The sequence below is a fragment of the Photobacterium carnosum genome, assembly GCF_021236965.1.
Lineage (GTDB): Bacteria > Pseudomonadota > Gammaproteobacteria > Enterobacterales > Vibrionaceae > Photobacterium > Photobacterium carnosum.
The window spans coordinates 72801-90727 of record NZ_WMDN01000009.1; the positions used below are offsets into that span (position 1 = coordinate 72801).

Annotated in this window: 18 protein-coding genes; 4 read left to right on the forward strand and 14 right to left on the reverse strand. The window is 37.3% G+C overall.

Annotation, left to right across the window (positions count from 1 at the left end; translation table 11 throughout):
- Positions 1–9: 9 nt before the first annotated feature.
- Positions 10–1347: an N-succinylarginine dihydrolase gene (gene astB, locus GLP24_RS10485; protein WP_232616006.1), complete on the reverse strand. Its 1338-nt coding sequence runs from the start codon at positions 1345–1347 to the stop codon at positions 10–12.
- 330 nt (positions 1348–1677) lie between these two features.
- On the opposite strand from astB, the gene GLP24_RS10490 reads away from it, so the two are divergent.
- Both GLP24_RS10490 and GLP24_RS10495 read left to right on the forward strand, forming a co-directional pair.
- Complete coding sequence (locus tag GLP24_RS10490) at positions 1678–2367, forward strand: MaoC family dehydratase (RefSeq protein WP_101767955.1); 690 nt, start codon at positions 1678–1680, stop codon at positions 2365–2367.
- Positions 2368–3173: 806 nt separating this feature from the next.
- Entirely contained in the window at positions 3174–4193 is a 1020-nt protein-coding gene (locus GLP24_RS10495) for a lipoate--protein ligase (RefSeq protein ID WP_232615975.1), read from the forward strand.
- Positions 4194–4275: 82 nt separating this feature from the next.
- On the opposite strand, the gene GLP24_RS10500 is transcribed toward GLP24_RS10495, so the two are convergent.
- Both GLP24_RS10500 and GLP24_RS10505 read right to left on the reverse strand, forming a co-directional pair.
- Entirely contained in the window at positions 4276–5205 is a 930-nt protein-coding gene (locus tag GLP24_RS10500) for a cation diffusion facilitator family transporter (RefSeq protein WP_101767953.1), read from the reverse strand.
- Between the two features lie 82 nt (positions 5206–5287).
- The gene (locus GLP24_RS10505; RefSeq protein ID WP_232615976.1) at positions 5288–5887 is read right to left on the reverse strand and encodes a DNA-3-methyladenine glycosylase I; all 600 of its coding nucleotides are present in this window, start codon (positions 5885–5887) and stop codon (positions 5288–5290) included.
- 262 nt (positions 5888–6149) lie between these two features.
- Between GLP24_RS10505 and GLP24_RS10510 the strand changes: the two genes are divergently transcribed.
- Positions 6150–6422, forward strand: coding sequence for a hypothetical protein (locus GLP24_RS10510; RefSeq protein WP_101767951.1), 273 nt, complete (start codon positions 6150–6152; stop codon positions 6420–6422).
- A gap of 222 nt (positions 6423–6644) precedes the next feature.
- Here the strand turns inward: GLP24_RS10510 and GLP24_RS10515 are convergent, their stop codons facing one another.
- The 4 genes from GLP24_RS10515 to GLP24_RS10530 form a co-directional block, all read right to left on the reverse strand.
- Complete coding sequence (locus GLP24_RS10515; RefSeq protein ID WP_232615977.1) at positions 6645–6959, reverse strand: hypothetical protein; 315 nt, start codon at positions 6957–6959, stop codon at positions 6645–6647.
- A 161-nt stretch (positions 6960–7120) separates the two neighbouring features.
- Positions 7121–8023, reverse strand: coding sequence for a protein translocase subunit SecF (secF, locus tag GLP24_RS10520; protein WP_221942890.1), 903 nt, complete (start codon positions 8021–8023; stop codon positions 7121–7123).
- 4 nt (positions 8024–8027) lie between these two features.
- On the reverse strand, positions 8028–9842 hold the full coding sequence (secD, locus tag GLP24_RS10525; RefSeq protein ID WP_232615978.1) for a protein translocase subunit SecD: 1815 nt from the start codon (positions 9840–9842) through the stop codon (positions 8028–8030).
- Positions 9843–10094: 252 nt separating this feature from the next.
- Positions 10095–10742: a hypothetical protein gene (locus GLP24_RS10530; protein ID WP_232615979.1), complete on the reverse strand. Its 648-nt coding sequence runs from the start codon at positions 10740–10742 to the stop codon at positions 10095–10097.
- Positions 10743–10952: 210 nt separating this feature from the next.
- On the opposite strand from GLP24_RS10530, the gene GLP24_RS10535 reads away from it, so the two are divergent.
- Positions 10953–11825, forward strand: a complete 873-nt coding sequence (locus tag GLP24_RS10535) for an NAD(P)-dependent oxidoreductase (protein WP_407951500.1) — start codon at positions 10953–10955, stop codon at positions 11823–11825.
- A gap of 96 nt (positions 11826–11921) precedes the next feature.
- Here the strand turns inward: GLP24_RS10535 and GLP24_RS10540 are convergent, their stop codons facing one another.
- The 7 genes from GLP24_RS10540 to GLP24_RS10570 form a co-directional block, all read right to left on the reverse strand.
- Positions 11922–13187 carry a NupC/NupG family nucleoside CNT transporter gene (locus GLP24_RS10540; protein WP_101767945.1) on the reverse strand — a complete coding sequence of 422 codons (1266 nt, stop codon included), beginning with the start codon at positions 13185–13187 and terminating at the stop codon, positions 11922–11924.
- A 490-nt stretch (positions 13188–13677) separates the two neighbouring features.
- The gene (trxC, locus tag GLP24_RS10545) at positions 13678–14112 is read right to left on the reverse strand and encodes a thioredoxin TrxC (protein WP_101767944.1); all 435 of its coding nucleotides are present in this window, start codon (positions 14110–14112) and stop codon (positions 13678–13680) included.
- Positions 14113–14316: 204 nt separating this feature from the next.
- Positions 14317–14619 (reverse strand): hypothetical protein, encoded by a 303-nt coding sequence (locus GLP24_RS10550; protein ID WP_232615981.1) that lies wholly within the window; start codon positions 14617–14619, stop codon positions 14317–14319.
- Between the two features lie 293 nt (positions 14620–14912).
- On the reverse strand, positions 14913–15173 hold the full coding sequence (locus GLP24_RS10555; RefSeq protein WP_232615982.1) for a GNAT family N-acetyltransferase: 261 nt from the start codon (positions 15171–15173) through the stop codon (positions 14913–14915).
- Between the two features lie 191 nt (positions 15174–15364).
- Entirely contained in the window at positions 15365–15940 is a 576-nt protein-coding gene (locus GLP24_RS10560) for a hypothetical protein (protein WP_232598131.1), read from the reverse strand.
- 465 nt (positions 15941–16405) lie between these two features.
- A complete protein-coding gene (locus GLP24_RS10565; protein WP_232575297.1) occupies positions 16406–16567 on the reverse strand; it encodes a hypothetical protein in 162 nt (53 codons plus the stop codon).
- Between the two features lie 239 nt (positions 16568–16806).
- Positions 16807–17814 (reverse strand): transposase, encoded by a 1008-nt coding sequence (locus tag GLP24_RS10570; protein WP_232615983.1) that lies wholly within the window; start codon positions 17812–17814, stop codon positions 16807–16809.
- Positions 17815–17927: the final 113 nt, after the last annotated feature.

Genomic DNA, 17927 nt, shown 5'->3' on the forward strand with positions numbered 1-17927 from the left:
AGCTCTATATTACATCCGTTGAAAATCATAAACTGAGCCTAATTTTAAAATACGAGTAAGCTCATCTAATGCCGTCTGAGACTGTAATAATAATGATGGATCAGCAAAATCAGCGTCTACCAACTGATCTCTATAATGTAAATGAATCCATGCTTGTAGCTGTTTGAATAAGGAATCAGTCAATAATACTGCAGGATTAACCGCTTGTTGTTCTTGAGCCGTTAATACTACTCTCAAACGTAAGCATGCTGGCCCACCGCCATTTTTCATACTCTGACTTAGATCAAATAAATCAACTCGGTTAATACCAACTCGCATTTGCAATAATTGTTGTACATAGTGCCATACCCGTGGGTTATCTCTGCACTGGTGCGGTAAAATTAAGCTAACATCACCATTTGGCAACGTCACTAGTTGTGAATTAAATAAATAACTACTTACTGCGTCATCGACACTGACCACATCATTAGGTACTTCTATAATCGAAAAATCCATTCCCATTTTTTGTTGGAGCTGTTGGTAAACATCGGTTTGATTTAAAAAAGCATATTGATGACAAAATAACGTTTGCTGATTTCCAACCGCGATCACATCATTATGAAACACACCTTGATCAATTAATAATGGATTCTGTTGAGCCATTACAACCTGTTGCGGATCTAATTGATGTAATCGTGCAATAGCAGCACTCGCTTCATAGGTTTGTCGAGCCGGATATTGCATTGGAGCCTGTTGATGTTGATCAAAACCATAACGGCCAAAAACAAACATTTCGACACCTTGATGCCCATATTGATCACAAAAACGAGTATGGTTAGCCGCCCCCTCATCACCTAACTGTTCAGATGCTGGTAATGGCTGATGATGACAAAAACGATTATCATCATTAAACATCACCGCCAAAATACGTGCAGTTGTTTGATGCTCAATAGAACGATGGAAATGACTCACTAAATTAGCTGGCGTAAAATGTATTCGTCGATCATTAGTGTCTGCCGATGGTGACACTGTTGCAGCATTAGCAGCCCACATACTTGATGCTGAATAACAACAGCTTAATAGCTGAGGCGCGTGTTTTGATGCTTGTTGTAACACTCGGTTATCATTACCACTAAAGCCTAATCGACGTAACATTTTTATATCAGGCCGCATTTGAGGGGCAATGACGCCTTGAATCAACCCTAAATTAGCGAGGGCACGCATTTTGTCTAAACCTTGTAATGCCGCCTGTTTAGGATTTGAAATTTGGTGTTTATAGGTTAAAGAAGCAATATTACCCGTAGATAAACCACTGTAATTATGTGTAGGCCCAACTAAGCCATCAAAATTAGCTTCATATGCCATTATTCCCGCCCTCCATGACTCATCTAAAGTATGTACTATTATTATAGCTCGCAATGATTAAATTAATTTCAGTCGCCATTAAGACCCCATGGTTTATCATAATTCTAGATAATATTTAGCGACACTTTCACTATAAAGTGTTGCACTTTATAAAAATCACAAAAAAACACTATTTAATTATTGCGTAATAGCATCAACATCCTTTAAAATTAACTCATCCGATGAGTTTCATAAGTATTTGTTATAAAAAATACCCGTTGTACTACTGTGAATAATAGCTACAATGCCCTGCCCCAAACCAAAGCATGGCATTTCAAACTAAGGTTTTGCTCTATGAAAGTAAAAGTAGTCGATTTTATCAAACGTAAGCGTGACGTGTTATCACATCACCAGTTTGAATTTAAAGACTGGCTATCACCATCAATTCGTGATTATTGGATCGAATTTCTCAATAAGGCTAACAGTAGCCACTTTGCAACTTGGGTAAAAGATCATAACCTTGTATCGATATCTAATGGTGAAGTCGTCTCTGAACCGATTGGAATAGAAATACATCCAGAAGCAACTAAAGTCATGGATGAAATTACGGCATCATTGGGTGAAGAAATTCATGTTGGCGAATGGTTGGCCGTCGATCAATTACGTATCAATAATTTTGCGAATGTCACTGATGATCATCAATGGATCCATACTGATCCAGAAAAAGCAGCAGCAGAATCACCTTTTAAAACAACCATTGCACATGGCTTTTTAACGCTTTCACTCCTATCAGTACTCACTGACAGTGTTGATCCTGCTAACCCTAAATTTCCATCAGCAAAAATGACAGTTAATTATGGTTTAAACCAAGTTCGATTCCCTTACCCAGTTAAAGCTGGTGTTAACATTCGTGCAAGAACAAAAATTCAATCTGTAACACCGATCAAACGCGGTTTAGAAATAGTCCAAGAAATTACCGTTGAAATCGAAGGCTGCCGTCGTCCTGCCTGTGTTGCTGAGTCAGTCATGCGCCTTTATTTTTAATTGACTGTTAATCGATACCCCTTATTTCAAAAAAAGCCAATACGTTGGCTTTTTTTGTTCATAGCCGTAAAATATAAGAGCATAAAGCAACATTTAATTCATTAGGTTAACTCAGTCGCTTATCGCGACCATTGGTAATGTAAACCTAACTTTTCATTAATGGTTCTTTACCTACAGAGGAAGACTGGTATGGTAGCCGAACATTTTTTGGCTGGGTATCATTATGAACAAGTGGATAAAATTTATTCCCCTCATTTTATTGATTGGCTACTTCATCACTTATGATGTCTTTAACCAAACAAGTCAATCGACACCAACAGAACAAACAACGAACAATCAGTAACTAATCTAGTTCAACATAATATTTTTATATCATATATAGATTAGAGGTAGCATGGTAATCAATCCATGCTCTTACTGATTTATTACTTACCTTTCAGCGCAAACCTTCTCTTTGTTACAGACCTTTCTATCATCATCCTTTCGCATATACTTTACCTTTTACAATATTTACTCATTCATTACATTATGTCCGCTTACCAATAACAAAAAGTAACCTTACCTTGCAATTATCGTTATTTGCATCCTAAATTTGTGATGCTATTCTTATAATATAGTCTTGAAAAAACAAAATTCTCTAGACAGCCATAATTAAAAACATGTTACCAAATCACATTTGTTCCAGTTTATAGGATGTGATTTGGTTTTTTTATTTAAAATCCTCAAATAAAATTTCCTTTACTTGCTTTACCTCTTTCGAATCACAGGGTAAATTCATTGCATCCACATTTAGTCAGGTATGCATAATGTCTTCAAAAATTAGAGTGCTTATTTCAGACTCAACTAATCCATGGTTCAACCTTGCTGTTGAAGATGCTATTTTCCGGACAATGTCCCCCCAACAAAGGGTGCTATTCTTATGGCGCAATGACAATACAGTTGTTATTGGACGAGCACAAAATCCATGGAAAGAATGTAATACATTAAAAATGGAGCAAGATGGTATTACCCTTGCACGTCGTCAAAGTGGTGGCGGTGCCGTATTTCATGATCTTGGTAATACTAATTTTACTTTTATGGCTGGCAAACCTGATTACAATAAAACGGTATCAACCGATATTGTACTTACAGCGCTAAAAAAACTGGGTATTAATGGTAAGGCAACAGGCCGTAATGACTTAGTTGTTGAAGATAAAATGGGCGAGCGTAAATTTTCAGGATCAGCATACCGTGAAACAATGGATCGTGGTTTCCATCATGGCACGTTACTGCTTAGTGCAGATTTAACACAGCTCGCGCATTACCTTAACCCCGATAAAAAGAAACTCGCCGCGAAGGGAATTACGTCTGTTCGTTCACGCGTAACAAATCTTAATCAAATCGTCGAAAATATTGATCATAAAATGGTCTGTGATGCCATTATTGAAACGTTTTGTAATTATTATAATGAGCATGTTGAAACTGAACATATTTCGCCACAAGCACTACCTGAATTAACTGGATTTAATGAAACCTTTGCAAAGTTTAGTCGTTGGGACTGGAATTTTGGTAATACACCGCAATTCACACATAGCTTAGATGAGCGTTTTACTTGGGGAGGAATAGAGCTACACCTTGATGTTAATAAAGGTGTGATAACTGAAGTGAAACTATTTACGGACAGTCTTGATCCCGCACCGTTAGAATTATTAGAACAGCGATTACTTAATCTGCCTTATAATACAGCCGCCATCACAACGGCTATCAATAATTTATCCATTGAATATCCATACCATAATGATGTATTGATGGATATTGATAAGTGGTTACAAAATAAGATTAATTAATCTTATTAGAATTACAATAAAGAACAGTTGTAATAACAAGACCGCTTTCATCATCGGTCTTGTTATTAAAAAACCTATTTTATTATTCCTTTTTGTCACCACAATCATCGCAACATGGATTTAGCATTCGCTCTTCACAATTATATGGCTCAATATGAATAATAATATCCACAACTTCATCTAATTTATCTAATAAATGTATTTTGAAATTCTCAGTAATATTATGAGCACGCTCAACACTCATTTCAGGATCAACCAGCAAATGAAAATCTAATAAAATAGTACTACCTGTACGACGGCTTCGTATTTCATGTACTTCTTTAATATCTTTATATTCAGCAGCATATGCTTGAATTTGTTTTTCAATATCAGAATCCGCTTTTGCTTCAGTCAATTCTAAAATAGCTGGCCATAAAATTTCAAACGACGCTTTTAGAATCATCGCAGTAACAATTAATGCTGCAATTTGATCTAAATAATGAAAGGTTGGAAAAAAGTAATTTGCTATCACTGCAATAGCAACGGGCAGTGAACTTAATGCATCAGAACGATGGTGCCAAGCATTAGCATACAATGCTCGACTATTAATAGTTTTGGCTTGAATGGCGGTCCAACGATACAATGCTTCTTTGACAACAACCGACACCACAGCTGCGCTAAATGCTAACATACCAGGTTCTGAGTGTGATTCGCTACTGATTGAATATAATGAATCCCAACCAATACCAATACCTACAATGGCTAAAATAAAACCAATAAAAATATTAGTTAACGTTTCAAAACGACCATGCCCATAAGGATGTTCCTTATCCGCAGGTGCTGTCCAATAACGCGATCCTATTAGAATAGCAGTATCTGTTACCAAGTCAGAAAAACTGTGGACACCATCGGCAATAAGCGCCTGACTACCCGTAAGTTTACCTATGGTAATTTTTATAAATGCTAAAGCAATATTTGCAATAGACCCAACCCAGGTAACCTTCTGAATTAACTTAACGGCCTTTTTAGACATAACGCCCCATAAAATAGAAAAAATGGCAGCGATTATAATAACGAATTTAACTCACAAAATGTGATCTTTTTTACCTGTATCGCTACTTTCCTTTGTTGTTTGCAATTGCATGATAACAATGACAATTAATCGTATGATCATTCACCATACCAACTGCTTGCATAAAAGCATAACAGGTTATATTACCAATAAATTTAAACCCATGCTGCTTTAAAAATTGACTTAAAGCCAATGATTCCGCGGTAGTAACGGGGACTTGATCCTTTGAAGGCCAATGGTTTACTTGAGGTTTATAGTTAACAAATTGCCATAATGAGGTCGCTAAATCACCATATTGGCACTGTAAGGTTTGTGCCGCTCGTGCATTAGTAAACACAGACCGCAATTTACTACGGTGCCTAACTACATCATATGTTGCTATAATTTCAGTTATTCGAATTTCAATATCTTGATCACTATAAGACGCAAGTGTATCAATATCATACCCCTCAAAGGCTTTTTTATAACTCGCTCTCTTTTTTAGAATGGTATACCAATTAAGCCCTGCTTGAGCGCCTTCTAATATTAAAAATTCGAATAAATAACCATCATCTTTATTCGGTTTACCCCATTCATTATCATGATATTGATGCTCTAAATCTGAATGAGCAGCCCAAAAACACAGTGTCTTAGAATCAATCATACTAACCTTAAATAATTATTATTGAGATTAAAAAGAGTATTTTTATAAAATGAAACAATACAATCAATAAGTATATCTAGGACTATTCCCCTTTAATATTAAAATATTTTAATACTAGTTATTCGTAAGCATCATTATTACCTAAAAATACTTATCAATATCACATTATCCAAATTAACTATCAATATGTGGTTTTAGTTTGGTTGCTTTACGTCATACTAATGATGTCTATAGCATAGATTGGTTCATTAAGGGATTAGATATGAAAAACATTGCGGAATTTATCGCACAAATAGAAAACAAAAAGTGTTCATACAATGCTTGGGTATATGCAAAGGAAGGATGCTATAAACAATTAAATAGTGGCAATGCTATAAATTGCTATTCATACCTTAGAGAAATGACTGAATACCATCTACAAATTGTAGTTGAACTCGATAATAATAAATTAGAAAATTATTTATTATTATCTGAAATAAATGTTGCCACTCATATTGCATTTAATGATCAAAAAGTAACTGCAATTGCGGCATAAAAACATATGAAAAAAATTAACAATACAAACTTAGGCTAGTTTGACCTTTATAAAAAACAGATCTCATGATCTGTTTTTTTATATTTCTATTTTTTTAGGTATATCTAATAACTAAAGGTAATTAAAACCAAAACCTACATATGCTCTTTGTTGGCTATAATAAACATTCTTTAATTATAAAACAAACCTTAATTTATAAAATAGTGACATGTATCGAAAACCTTACGGTGTTTTCGATAAATTATATAGCATGACTTCTTTTCCCGCTTCACAAGCCGAATAACCTTGTCGCCAACCCTCTGTAAACTGTATTGATCGATTCTCTAACGTTATATCTTGGTTATAGCTATACCCTGCTACTTTTGCTTTTGCCAGTGCAGATTCACATCCTTGATTATAGCCATAATGATAAAGACTATCGTGTTCAACATTATTAATATATTGATCAGGTAAAAAACGAATATCACCGTCATTGGTATGAGTACAACCAACAATGAATAATACAGTACTACACATTAAGATTATTTTTTGTTGCATGCTATCTCCTTTCACCATGCTTTGTTTCACTTACATTAGTCTAGCAATAAATCTTATTATGTCCGAAAAATAAGCTCAGATTTTGACGTTACAGCAAAAAAAAACCGTTAACATTACTGTTAACGGTTTATTATTTGTTGTTACCACTTAATAACTAACGATTAAGGATCTTTTGACTCAGGTTTTGGTAAGTAGTGTTCAGGTTTTAAGCCTAAGAATTCAGGAAGTAGAGTACCTACTGAAATCGATGACCATGTACCTGTTAATACACCAATAAACATCGCAATAGAGAAACCGTGCAATGATGAGCCACCTAATAACCATAATGAACTGATCGTCATTAATGTCGTACCCGATGTCACCATCGTACGTGAGAACGTCGCAATAATTGCTTCGTTATTAGTTGCTTCAATATCTTGCTTTGGTTTTGCAATCAGAAGTTCACGAATACGGTCGGCAATAACAATCGAGTCATTCAATGAGTAACCCAAGATAGCGAGGATCGCCGCAAGTACCGTTAAATTAAATTCCATTTGCGTCATAGCAAAGAAACCAACAGCTAAAATAACATCGTGCATTAGGGCAAGTAATGCACCTGCAGCAAGACGCCATTCAAAACGGTAACTTAGATAACCAAGAATACAAAGCATAGTAACAAGTAATGCCAAGCCACCCTGTGATGCCATTTCAGCACCTACTTGTGGTCCAACAATACTGGTATTTAATACTTGTACTTGCGCATGTAGCGGATCCAGTACCTGAATGATCGCGGGGTAAGTCTCGCCTTTTGCTGGAACAGCATAGCGTAGAATCCAACGACCAGGTTCATCTGCTGCAATAACAATAACATCTTGTTTAAAACCAGCATCCATCAGTGGTTCAATTTCACTGCTAGTGATTTGACTGTTCATCTGAATTTCACTAACAACACCGCCAGTAAAATCAAGACCCCAGTTTAAACCACGAATACAAATGAAGCTGATCGAGATAACCATTAACGCAATTGACACAAGACCTGTCATATAACGCAATTTAGTTAAGTGTGAAATAATCCAATTTTTCATTGCGTTAAACCCTTACATCTCGTCGAGAATCACGACCCCAAACCAAGTTAATAATGGCGCGGGAAGTAAATATACCAGTGAACATACTGGTTAGAAGACCTAGACCTAACGTCAATGCAAAGCCTTGAATTGGACCATTACCGATTGAGTAAAGAACCACTGCGGTAATCATAGTTGTAAAGTTGGCATCGAAAATAGTACCAAATGCGCTACTGAAACCACGATCAATTGCTTGAGCAAAACTGCGCCCATCTCGAACCATATCGCTGATACGTTCAAAAATAAGCACGTTAGTATCAACTGCCATACCTACGGTCAATACCAGACCAGCAATACCCGGCAAGGTTAATACCGCCCCTGGAATCAAGGCTATTAAACCGAAAAGCATGATCATATTAGTAATCAATGCAATGTTTGCAACCCAACCTAAGCGACGGTACCACAGTGCCATAAAGACAAGTGTTACGCCTAAACCTAATGCTAGAGCAGCGAAACCATTTTTAATGTTTTCAGCACCCAATGTTGGACCAATTGTGCGCTCTGCAACGATAGTAACTGGCGCAGTTAATGAACCTGCACGTAGTAATAACGCCAATTGTTGCGCATCAGCAAGTGAACCTGCACCCGTAATACGGAAACGGCTACCGAGCTGAGTTTGAATTGTTGCAACACTGATGATCTTATTAGTTTGTACTGTTTGACCTTTCGCGTTACGAGTATATTCGCTGAACGAAGTCGCCATTGGCTGACCCACGTTATTACGTGAGAAATCTGACATCATGCTGCCACCAGCACTGTCTAAGGTAATATTAACCTCAGGAGAACCCATCTCACCCATGCTCGCACGTGCATCGATAATATGATCACCGGTTAATACTGGCTTACGGCTAACACGTACAGGACGACCATTTTTGTCGTCAATAATCATTGTGCTACCAGTGCCTTCTTGCTTAACAGCGTAGAAAGCCAAACTTGCCGTTGCACCAATAACGTTTTTCGCTGCTGCTGGATCTTGTACACCAGGAAGCTCGATACGAATACGGTTTTCACCTTGGCGTTGTACAGATGCTTCTGTAATACCAAGTTGCTCAATACGACCACGCATAGTTTGCAAGTTCTGCTGTACGGTTAGGTTACGCAGATTGGTTTGCTCATCTTCACGCATAGACAATACTAAGTTATTGCCTTCGCCATTCTTCGCTTGCCATAGTGGGTATTGAGTACGAAGGTATGTACGAATTTTATCATTCGCTTCTTCACTTGGCAGACGCACAATAACTTGGTTGTTCTTGGTCATTTCTGAACGTGCAGCACGAATATCTTGCTTACGGAAATCACCACGAAGATCATCAGTCAGCTGCTGGGCATGCTGCTTATAAACTTCTTTCATATCGACATCAAGTAAGAACTGCACACCACCACGTAAATCAAGACCTAACTTAATAGGCTCAAAACCTAGACCTAGCAACCATTTCGGTGCGGCAGGTTCTAATGCTAACGTTAAGCGGTCTTCATTATGAATAATGCTGTTTAACGCTTCTTTCGTATTGGTTTGTTCTTTGGTTGAATTAACCACCACAATAGTACGAGTTGGCTGCTGTTCAATAGTTTTGGCTTCAATGCCATTTTCTTTTAGAACACGTTGAATCTCAAAAGGTGTTGGCATCGCGCCGCCTTTCGCACTAATTTGTACTGCTGCATTTTCGCCATACCACGTTGGAATAGCACTAAGCAACATAATCGAAACCGTCACAATTAACACAACATATTTCCATGCTGAGTAATGATTCAGAATCTGTTTATTATTCTTTTTTCTCATTATTTTAAGCCATATCTCTAGCAACAAATCATATTGTTGCGACCGATAACACATCAGTAATTATTGTTAATTTTATTCTTAATAAATAAGAATGTCCGCTGATTATCGTATTCACAACAGATAACCTTGGTATTAATAATAGCTATTGATAGATTTAATACATAAATTGATAAAACGCTTTATGTGTCGATGAAAGCAACATCACTAAGTAAAGCACACCATGCCATAAATGACACAAGCACCAGTAATGTCTTATGCCGTAACGAACGAATGCCCGTACTGTGAATAGAGTAAATTAGATTCTTTCCAACCAGAGACACGAGATGATGAAGATTTTATCGTTAAAATCCAATCATTTTGCGGGCTGATGGGTTCTGCATACCCAATGGCAAGCATAGGTATAGGGAGTAAGGGGAGTTCAAACACTACTTCGAATGTTGGCGCTATTTCATCGGCGCTATGGTAGAAACTATTCAAAGATCGCGTAGAGATATTAATCATATTACTTAAATTAATAACGTCAGCACGATGATGCTTACCACTATGGAGTGGAATCTTAATATTAGCTGGAGATGGGAAATTCCAAACTAATCTAGTGCTATAAAAAGAAACAGGTAAACCATTATTACTTACATAGCGATCTGTTGGATGTTTTTGGATTGGCGATTGATCGCTCTTATGTTGAAGAGTAAGAGACTGATCAGTACGGCTGACCATATCAGGAGCCACAGCGATAGTATTAACAACATGGGTGCTAAATACTGGCGCTTCAATAACATCAGTATAAACAGGACTGGTCGAGGTGAAATGCATAATATTTGCTTGTGGCGATGCGGAAGCAAATGAACTTGCTCCTAGACATAACACCAATAATATAATGCGTAACACGATTGACATCATTAAATGTGACTAAACCAATCTGTAAAATAAAAGTGAGTGTTATGATAATTGCCAACACAGTTTGTTACAAGCGATTAATCTCGAATAATTAATCCTATTGATAAACCTCACTCATTTGCATAAAACACATACAACTGATACCCATTTACGCAATAATATAGTTTGTTATGATGTTAGAAATTGCTCACAATTAAAATCAAGGAAGTATTAATAATGACAGCAAATGTTGCTTTTTTAGGGCTAGGAACGATGGGTTATCCCATGGCAGGCCACCTCGCCAAAGCAGGTTACCATGTAACAGTTTATAATCGAACCCAGGCAAAAGCAGATAATTGGGTTCAAGAATATAATGGCACAATTGCCCTTACTCCTTGTGATGCGGTAAAAGAAGCCGACATTATTTTCACCTGCGTGGGTAATGATGATGACGTACGTGAAATCTATAAGGGTCAACAAGGCATTTTAGTCACCGCTAAACCGGGGGCTATTTTAGTTGATCACACGACAGCATCAGCAGATGTTGCACGCGAAATTGCCGATGCCGCCCATGCCATTGGTTGTGACTTTTTAGACGCCCCCGTATCAGGCGGTGAAGCTGGCGCGATTAATGGTTGCTTAACGGTTATGGTTGGCGGTAATGAAGCGGTATTTAATAAAGCCAAACACGCTATTGCACAATATGCAAAAGCAACAACGTTAATGGGTGAAACGGGTTATGGTCAAATAACAAAAATGGCCAACCAGTTATGTATTGCGGGTGTATTACAAGGGTTATCTGAAGCCGTAACTCTCGCTAAAGCGGCTGGTCTTGATATTCACACCATGACCGAAGTGTTAAAGCATGGTGCGGCAGGATCATGGCAATTAGAAAATCGCGCCCAAACCATGGCTGTAGATTCATTTGATTTTGGCTTTACCATTGATTGGATGCGTAAAGATCTTGCGATTTGCTTTGATGCTGCCGAGAAACTTAATGTTGAACTTCCATTAGCAAAACAAGTTGATGCTGAATATGAAAAATTACAACAACGTGGGTTTAACCGCGCAGACACATCAATCTTAATCAAGCAATTTGATAAATAGTGACTTAAAACACTTAGCAACAAAGCCGTAGCAATAACCATTACTACGGCTTAATTATTTTTTATATCTAGATTATTTATCTAGTAACAATATTCATTATAGCGCGACGAAAATACCCGCTAGCGTTGCACTCATTAAGTTAGCTAACGTTGCCGCCATTACTGCTTTAAAACCCAATTTTGCCACATCACTACGACGTTCAGGTGCCATCACACCAATTGAACCAATCTGAATCGCAATCGAACCAATGTTAGCAAAACCACATAACGCAAAGGTAATAATGACTTGAGTATGTTGTGATAATGTCTCTTTGATTGATGCAAAATCCATAAAGGCAACAAATTCATTTAGAATCAGTTTTTCACCAATGAATGTACCCGCAGCCATCATTTCATTAGCAGGAACACCAATAACAAATGCTAATGGAGAAAAGATATAACCTAGAATAAGTTGCATGCTAAGAGGCGTTGTTGCAAACCAATGCGATACGGTATCTAAACCAACCACAGAAGTTAAACTTGCTAAGCCATAACCCACTTGTTCTAAGCCTGCATTCGCCATCGCAATCACACTAACAAAGGCAATTAACATCGTACCAATCGCAACCGATACTTTCATACCGTTCATTGCGCCCGCAGCCAATGCATCAATTGCATTACTGTGCTCACTAGTCGCCATTTCGATTTCAACTTGTTCTTCTGGCACTTGTTGTTCTGGCACTAAAATTTTCGCCATTAACAAACCACCAGGAGCGGCCATAAAACTAGCTGCAATCAAAAACTTAAGATCAACACCTAAACCTGCATAACCACCCAACACCGAACCTGCAACAGATGCCATGCCACATGTCATTACGACAAAAAGCTCAGAACGGGTCATTTTGGCTAAGAATGGACGCACCAATAATGGTGATTCACCTTGTGATAAAAAGATATTACCCGTTGCCACTAATGATTCAGCGCGGCTAGTACCCAATAGTTTTTGAATCCCACCACCTAATACTCTAATTACCCACTGCATAATACCGAAGTAGTACAACAATGAAATTAATGCACTAATAAAGATCACTAATGGTAATACACGGATCGCAAATACAAAGCCACTTTTTTTAATATTCGATAAGTCACCAAAAACAAAATGAATACCAACATCAGCAAAGCTTAATAAGCCAGCAATACCATGACTCATTGCGCCAAGCATTTTTTGACCGAGGGGAACATACAAGACCAATGCAGCAAAACTTGCTTGCAGTACTAAAGCGCCAATAACAGTACGCCAATTGATCGCTTTGCGGTTATCTGAAAGTAAAATTGCGAATAAAACCAGTATGATAATACCGGCCAAACTAATTAACAACTGCATTATTTCGTCCTATTGTGTTCATAAGTGGGTGTCGAATAATGTAGGTATTGATTGTATTGTGACATCGGAAAAACATTTGCTGAGGGATCAACAAAAGATGGATATTACGCCAATATGCGTAAATAACTAAAGGGGTGTTCGTCCAATGGTACAACATACAAGTCACCTAAATTAACAAGCTACAGTTAACGCCGGTCCAACTCCGTGGGTCGTTCACATATCCTAGTGACAGCTTGTAATAAGGTGGCTGAACGTAATTGTTCTGGCCGAGGCGGGAGTATATAGAGATATTGGTCACATTAAAAATTTAGTATAGTGTTTTTTTACATTTATACGTAATTCGCATAAATAATAGCCTGAATACTACTTTTTTGACTGTTACATTGAAAAAAACGCACAAAAAAGCCCAGTTACTTTTACATAACGAGGCTTTAAGAATTCAATATACCACCAGCAAATATAACCACTAGATAAAACAGACCACTAACTATTATTTTGTTAGTGCGTTATTTAGCCATTCATTAAACGCTGTTTTAGGCATTGCACCATTTAACATATCAACCATCTTACCGCCTTTAAAGACCATAATGGTTGGAATGCTACGAATACGGTATTGGCCTGCCAATGCTTGTTGTGCTTCAGTATCAATTTTAACGAAACGAGCAGCACCATCACGTTCACTAGCCACATCAGCAAAGACTGGCGCAAAACCTACACAAGGACTACACCAAGGGGCCCAAAAATCAACAACAACAGGTTTGTCACCATTAATTAAATTTGCAAAGTTATCAGCAGTACCTTCAATTGGCATGCCATCAAGTAGTTTTTCTTTACAAGTACCACATGTCGCTTCATCGTTCACACGATCAAGGGGTAAACGGTTTAATGCTTTACAATGTGGGCAGCGAGTTGTCATGGTTGTCATAATGAATTTCCGAATCTAATTCTAAACTATTATTATTAAATCTATCCCTATCATTCTAAAAACAAAAGCTGTTTTTACTGATTAAACTGATAGGAAAAACCTATGAGTCTCAATTGTGCTATCTGCATCACTATCTAAGCTTACTAATAACTAAAACGAAACGGATTAAAAATTCACCTTTTTTAATCCGTTTAATACCGCTTATTAACTCAATGGCTGTGTTGCTACGGCATTATTTACCTTCGAGCAAGCTAAACCCAATGTATCAAGTTTGGCAACAAAGGCTTGAGCTTTACTTTCGCAGTAACCGACCTCATGGTTTGCACTCCATAACACTTGGCTACCGCTTGCTTTGGTGTATTTAACATCACAAGGTACTTTGTTACCCGGTTGACTATAAACCACCTCAACAGTGCGCTCTGCGCTGCCATCTTTACACACATACATATCTTCTGCCGATGCTTGAAAAGACAAAATAGACAACATCAGCAATAACATTACTTTCATAACAACCTCAGGATAAAAGCTTTAGTATTAAGTTTAGTCGGCTTGAGAATTAACACCTCAATCCCTCACATTTTATAATGCTAACATATGTATGATGTACTGCCGATTAACAACCACTCTGCCGACGACTATTACGTAATATTCTGGATCATATTAAAAAAACGGTCATCTGCGCTCGCAATGGTAAAACCACATCGAGTATATAAATGATAAGCAGGACTGATTTTAAACACTCTTAACCTCAACTGTTTTACGCCATATTCACGTGCTAATCGAACAGACTCCATAATAGCTTAAGCGCCAATACCTTGATTTTGATACTGAGAACTAACCTGAAGATCCCGCAAATAGCACTCATCATTATCCCATGCTAAGCAAATAGCACCAATGACGTCACCATCAGACAAAATATCCCAGTTATCGAGCCCTGTTATCTGTTCTACTATTGTTGGCAACGCCCAATCAACAGCATAATACTCATAATACGTACGCATATTGTTATACGTTAACTGCGCTGATGCCGATACATCACGGGTGGGTTGATATACAATCATTTGCTCTCATCCTTAAAGATCATAATTCTATTCAAGCTAACTTAATCAATATGATCAATAGCCATCATTCCCTACAGTGAGATTACGAACAAGAGAGAGGATCTACTCACCTCGCGTTGTATAATGTAGTTTTCATTGCTGTCTTTCTGGCAAACTTGATAACAACACATAATATATAAATAACCACATGATTATTTAACCCGCTCATATGTTTCTTTCATTTCTTCTGGAGCAATACCATATTCGTAATTAGCCAAATAACCATCTTTATAGACCGTCATTCCATTGTCACTCCAACTAACTTTAATGGTTGCCGTTTTACCATCTTTACTTCCCATCAGTTTGAGCATTTCAGTATCAATCAAGATGGCTTTTATCGTTTTAATACGTTTAAAAGATTGAAATTCACTCGATACAGGTAACTCACCATAAGTCTTAACCCAAGTAGACTTGGGAACTAACCATTGATTATAAATATTATCAGCAATCGGAGTTATTTTACTCGCAATCACAATATCATTTGTCACACGATTAGAGGTTTCAACAATAAAACCACCTTTGGTATCAGAAACATAAGTCGGAAATTCTGAACCAATTTCAGTATCTGTTGGTAAACGCCCTAAGGTTTTATCTTTCTTTACGAAAATTTGAGCATGTTCAAATTTAGCCATGATCTCAGGGATTTTCTGAAATTCAACGGGAGCAGCAAACACATTGCAAGTTAAAGTAAACATAGAAGCAGCAAATATAGTTTTTATAATTTTCATTATCTTATTCTTTAATATAAATAAAATATCACAGTCAAAATACTCTGTGAATAATGCAACATAACGGACAACAGCCAACACATTACCTATCTCATCTTACAAGGTAAACGCCCAGTGACTATTGATAGTTATAATTGTGCATTTCCTCGCATTACTCACTATTTGAATAAATCATTTAAGACGTTAACTACCAAAAATTAGAATATCACCTGATACTGTAACGCTAATAGAAATCAGCCACTTAACAGCGAAAGAGAACTACTGGACAGCCAAATATTTTTGTTCTTAAATAACGCCCTTAAAAAATAAACCATTCCACCAGCAATAAACCCTCAAAGCTAAAATTTACAGCCCATTATTGATAATTATTTGTTAAATCAACCTTATTTCCATATTTCAGGATCAACAACGCCTACAATCCTGACAGTTATTGCAGTATTTTTATCTGATTATAAGAAGCTATGTCTATTTAGGGTGTAACTGGTGACTCGCCAACTTTCCTTTGCACCAATGCCCACCAGCATGTTGTTTGAATGCACACATTTGAGACCATCTACCACTTACGTTAGCGTAATGTTCCATAAATTGTTCACTGTGCTCAAGCCAAGCATCTGCTGTTATTCCCATTTTCTGTAAAATCTTTGGCTGATTAGGGAGAACTACTGGACAGCCAAATGTTTTTGTTCTTAAATAACGCCCTTAAAAAATAAACCATTCCACCAGCAATAAACCCTCAAAGCTAAAATTTACAGCCCATTATTGATAATTATTTGTTAAATCAACCCTATTCCCATATTTAACGATCGACAACGCCTACAGTCCTAACGGTTATTGCAGTATGTTTATCTAATTATAAGAAACCATGTCTAACTAGGATGTAACTGATGACTCGCTAACTTTCCTTTGCACCAATGCCCACCAGCATGTTGTTTGAATGCACACATTTGAGACCATCTACCACTTACGTTAGCGTAATGTTCCATAAATTGTTCACTGTGCTCAAGCCAAGCATCTGCTGTTATTCCCATTTGCTGTAAAATCTTGGGCTGATTAGGAGCAATAAAACCTTTTTTATCATTTCGAATACATCGACCGGTCCAGTCAATCAGTTCAAGATAATCGGCAAAAGCAAAGTTTATACCTGCTTTTTTAGCTTGATGTTCAGCACCAACAAAGGGTAATAATTGGAAATGACTGTTATTTGATGAGGATGGTTTAGAGGGAGTTTTCGTTTGATTATATTCACGAATACGCTGCTGAATTGAGGTAAAATCTGATTGCTCTAATGACGGTGTAATACCAGTCCTAATCGGATTTAAATCAACATACATCATGCAAGAGAGTAACGCTTGTTCATCCAGTAGTGCTTGAGACTTAAACCGCCCTTCCCAAAACGCGCCTTTACATTGATCTTCTTTATTGGCTTTTCGTGCTATTTCTTCATTAAGACAACGCATAAACCAGCTAATACTGCCTAATCGTTGCTGCCATTCAGCCACTAATGTTGATAGCGCTTGTTGTTTATCTGTGGCTATTTGACCCTCTTTTAAAAAATCGACCGCGATAGGATGACCACTAAATAACTGTAACCAGCGTGATATCACCGCTTCAGGGGTTAGCTTTTGCTGCTGCTCGGTATCTATTTTAAGCACTAAATGATAATGGTTACTCATCACCGCATAAGCACAAACATCAATACAAAATACAGCGGCTAATTGTTTGATTTTATTTACTATCCAACCACGACGATGTTGATAGTTTTTGCCATTATACGGATTATCGCCACACAAATAGGCACGACGTACACAACGATTAATCACATGATAAAAAGGCGTGATTTGAGGCTCTATCAATTTTCGTCTTGAGATTGTCATTCGTTTCACCATAAGCAACTTGAAGATTAAGTGTAGTAGCTCATGGTTGATGTGCAAAGTTATGGCTGTCCTATCTTTTTATTGCTTTGTTTCTACTACATTCAGCCCTTGAT

Excerpts from the sequence above, each read along its gene's own strand:
- secF (WP_221942890.1), bottom strand. The coding sequence starts at position 8,023 with ATGAAAAATTGGATTATTTCACACTTAACTAAATTGCGTTATATGACA.
- GLP24_RS10505 (WP_232615976.1), bottom strand. The coding sequence starts at position 5,887 with ATGATTGATTCTAAGACACTGTGTTTTTGGGCTGCTCATTCAGATTTA.
- GLP24_RS10560 (WP_232598131.1), bottom strand. The coding sequence starts at position 15,940 with ATGAAAATTATAAAAACTATATTTGCTGCTTCTATGTTTACTTTAACT.
- GLP24_RS10555 (WP_232615982.1), bottom strand. The coding sequence starts at position 15,173 with ATGATTGTATATCAACCCACCCGTGATGTATCGGCATCAGCGCAGTTA.
- secD (WP_232615978.1), bottom strand. The coding sequence starts at position 9,842 with ATGAGAAAAAAGAATAATAAACAGATTCTGAATCATTACTCAGCATGG.
- GLP24_RS10565 (WP_232575297.1), bottom strand. The coding sequence starts at position 16,567 with ATGGGAATAACAGCAGATGCTTGGCTTGAGCACAGTGAACAATTTATG.
- GLP24_RS10510 (WP_101767951.1), top strand. The coding sequence starts at position 6,150 with ATGAAAAACATTGCGGAATTTATCGCACAAATAGAAAACAAAAAGTGT.
- GLP24_RS10550 (WP_232615981.1), bottom strand. The coding sequence starts at position 14,619 with ATGAAAGTAATGTTATTGCTGATGTTGTCTATTTTGTCTTTTCAAGCA.
- GLP24_RS10540 (WP_101767945.1), bottom strand. The coding sequence starts at position 13,187 with ATGCAGTTGTTAATTAGTTTGGCCGGTATTATCATACTGGTTTTATTC.
- GLP24_RS10495 (WP_232615975.1), top strand. The coding sequence starts at position 3,174 with ATGTCTTCAAAAATTAGAGTGCTTATTTCAGACTCAACTAATCCATGG.
- GLP24_RS10570 (WP_232615983.1), bottom strand. The coding sequence starts at position 17,814 with ATGACAATCTCAAGACGAAAATTGATAGAGCCTCAAATCACGCCTTTT.
- GLP24_RS10490 (WP_101767955.1), top strand. The coding sequence starts at position 1,678 with ATGAAAGTAAAAGTAGTCGATTTTATCAAACGTAAGCGTGACGTGTTA.
- GLP24_RS10500 (WP_101767953.1), bottom strand. The coding sequence starts at position 5,205 with ATGTCTAAAAAGGCCGTTAAGTTAATTCAGAAGGTTACCTGGGTTGGG.
- trxC (WP_101767944.1), bottom strand. The coding sequence starts at position 14,112 with ATGACAACCATGACAACTCGCTGCCCACATTGTAAAGCATTAAACCGT.
- GLP24_RS10515 (WP_232615977.1), bottom strand. The coding sequence starts at position 6,959 with ATGCAACAAAAAATAATCTTAATGTGTAGTACTGTATTATTCATTGTT.
- GLP24_RS10530 (WP_232615979.1), bottom strand. The coding sequence starts at position 10,742 with ATGATGTCAATCGTGTTACGCATTATATTATTGGTGTTATGTCTAGGA.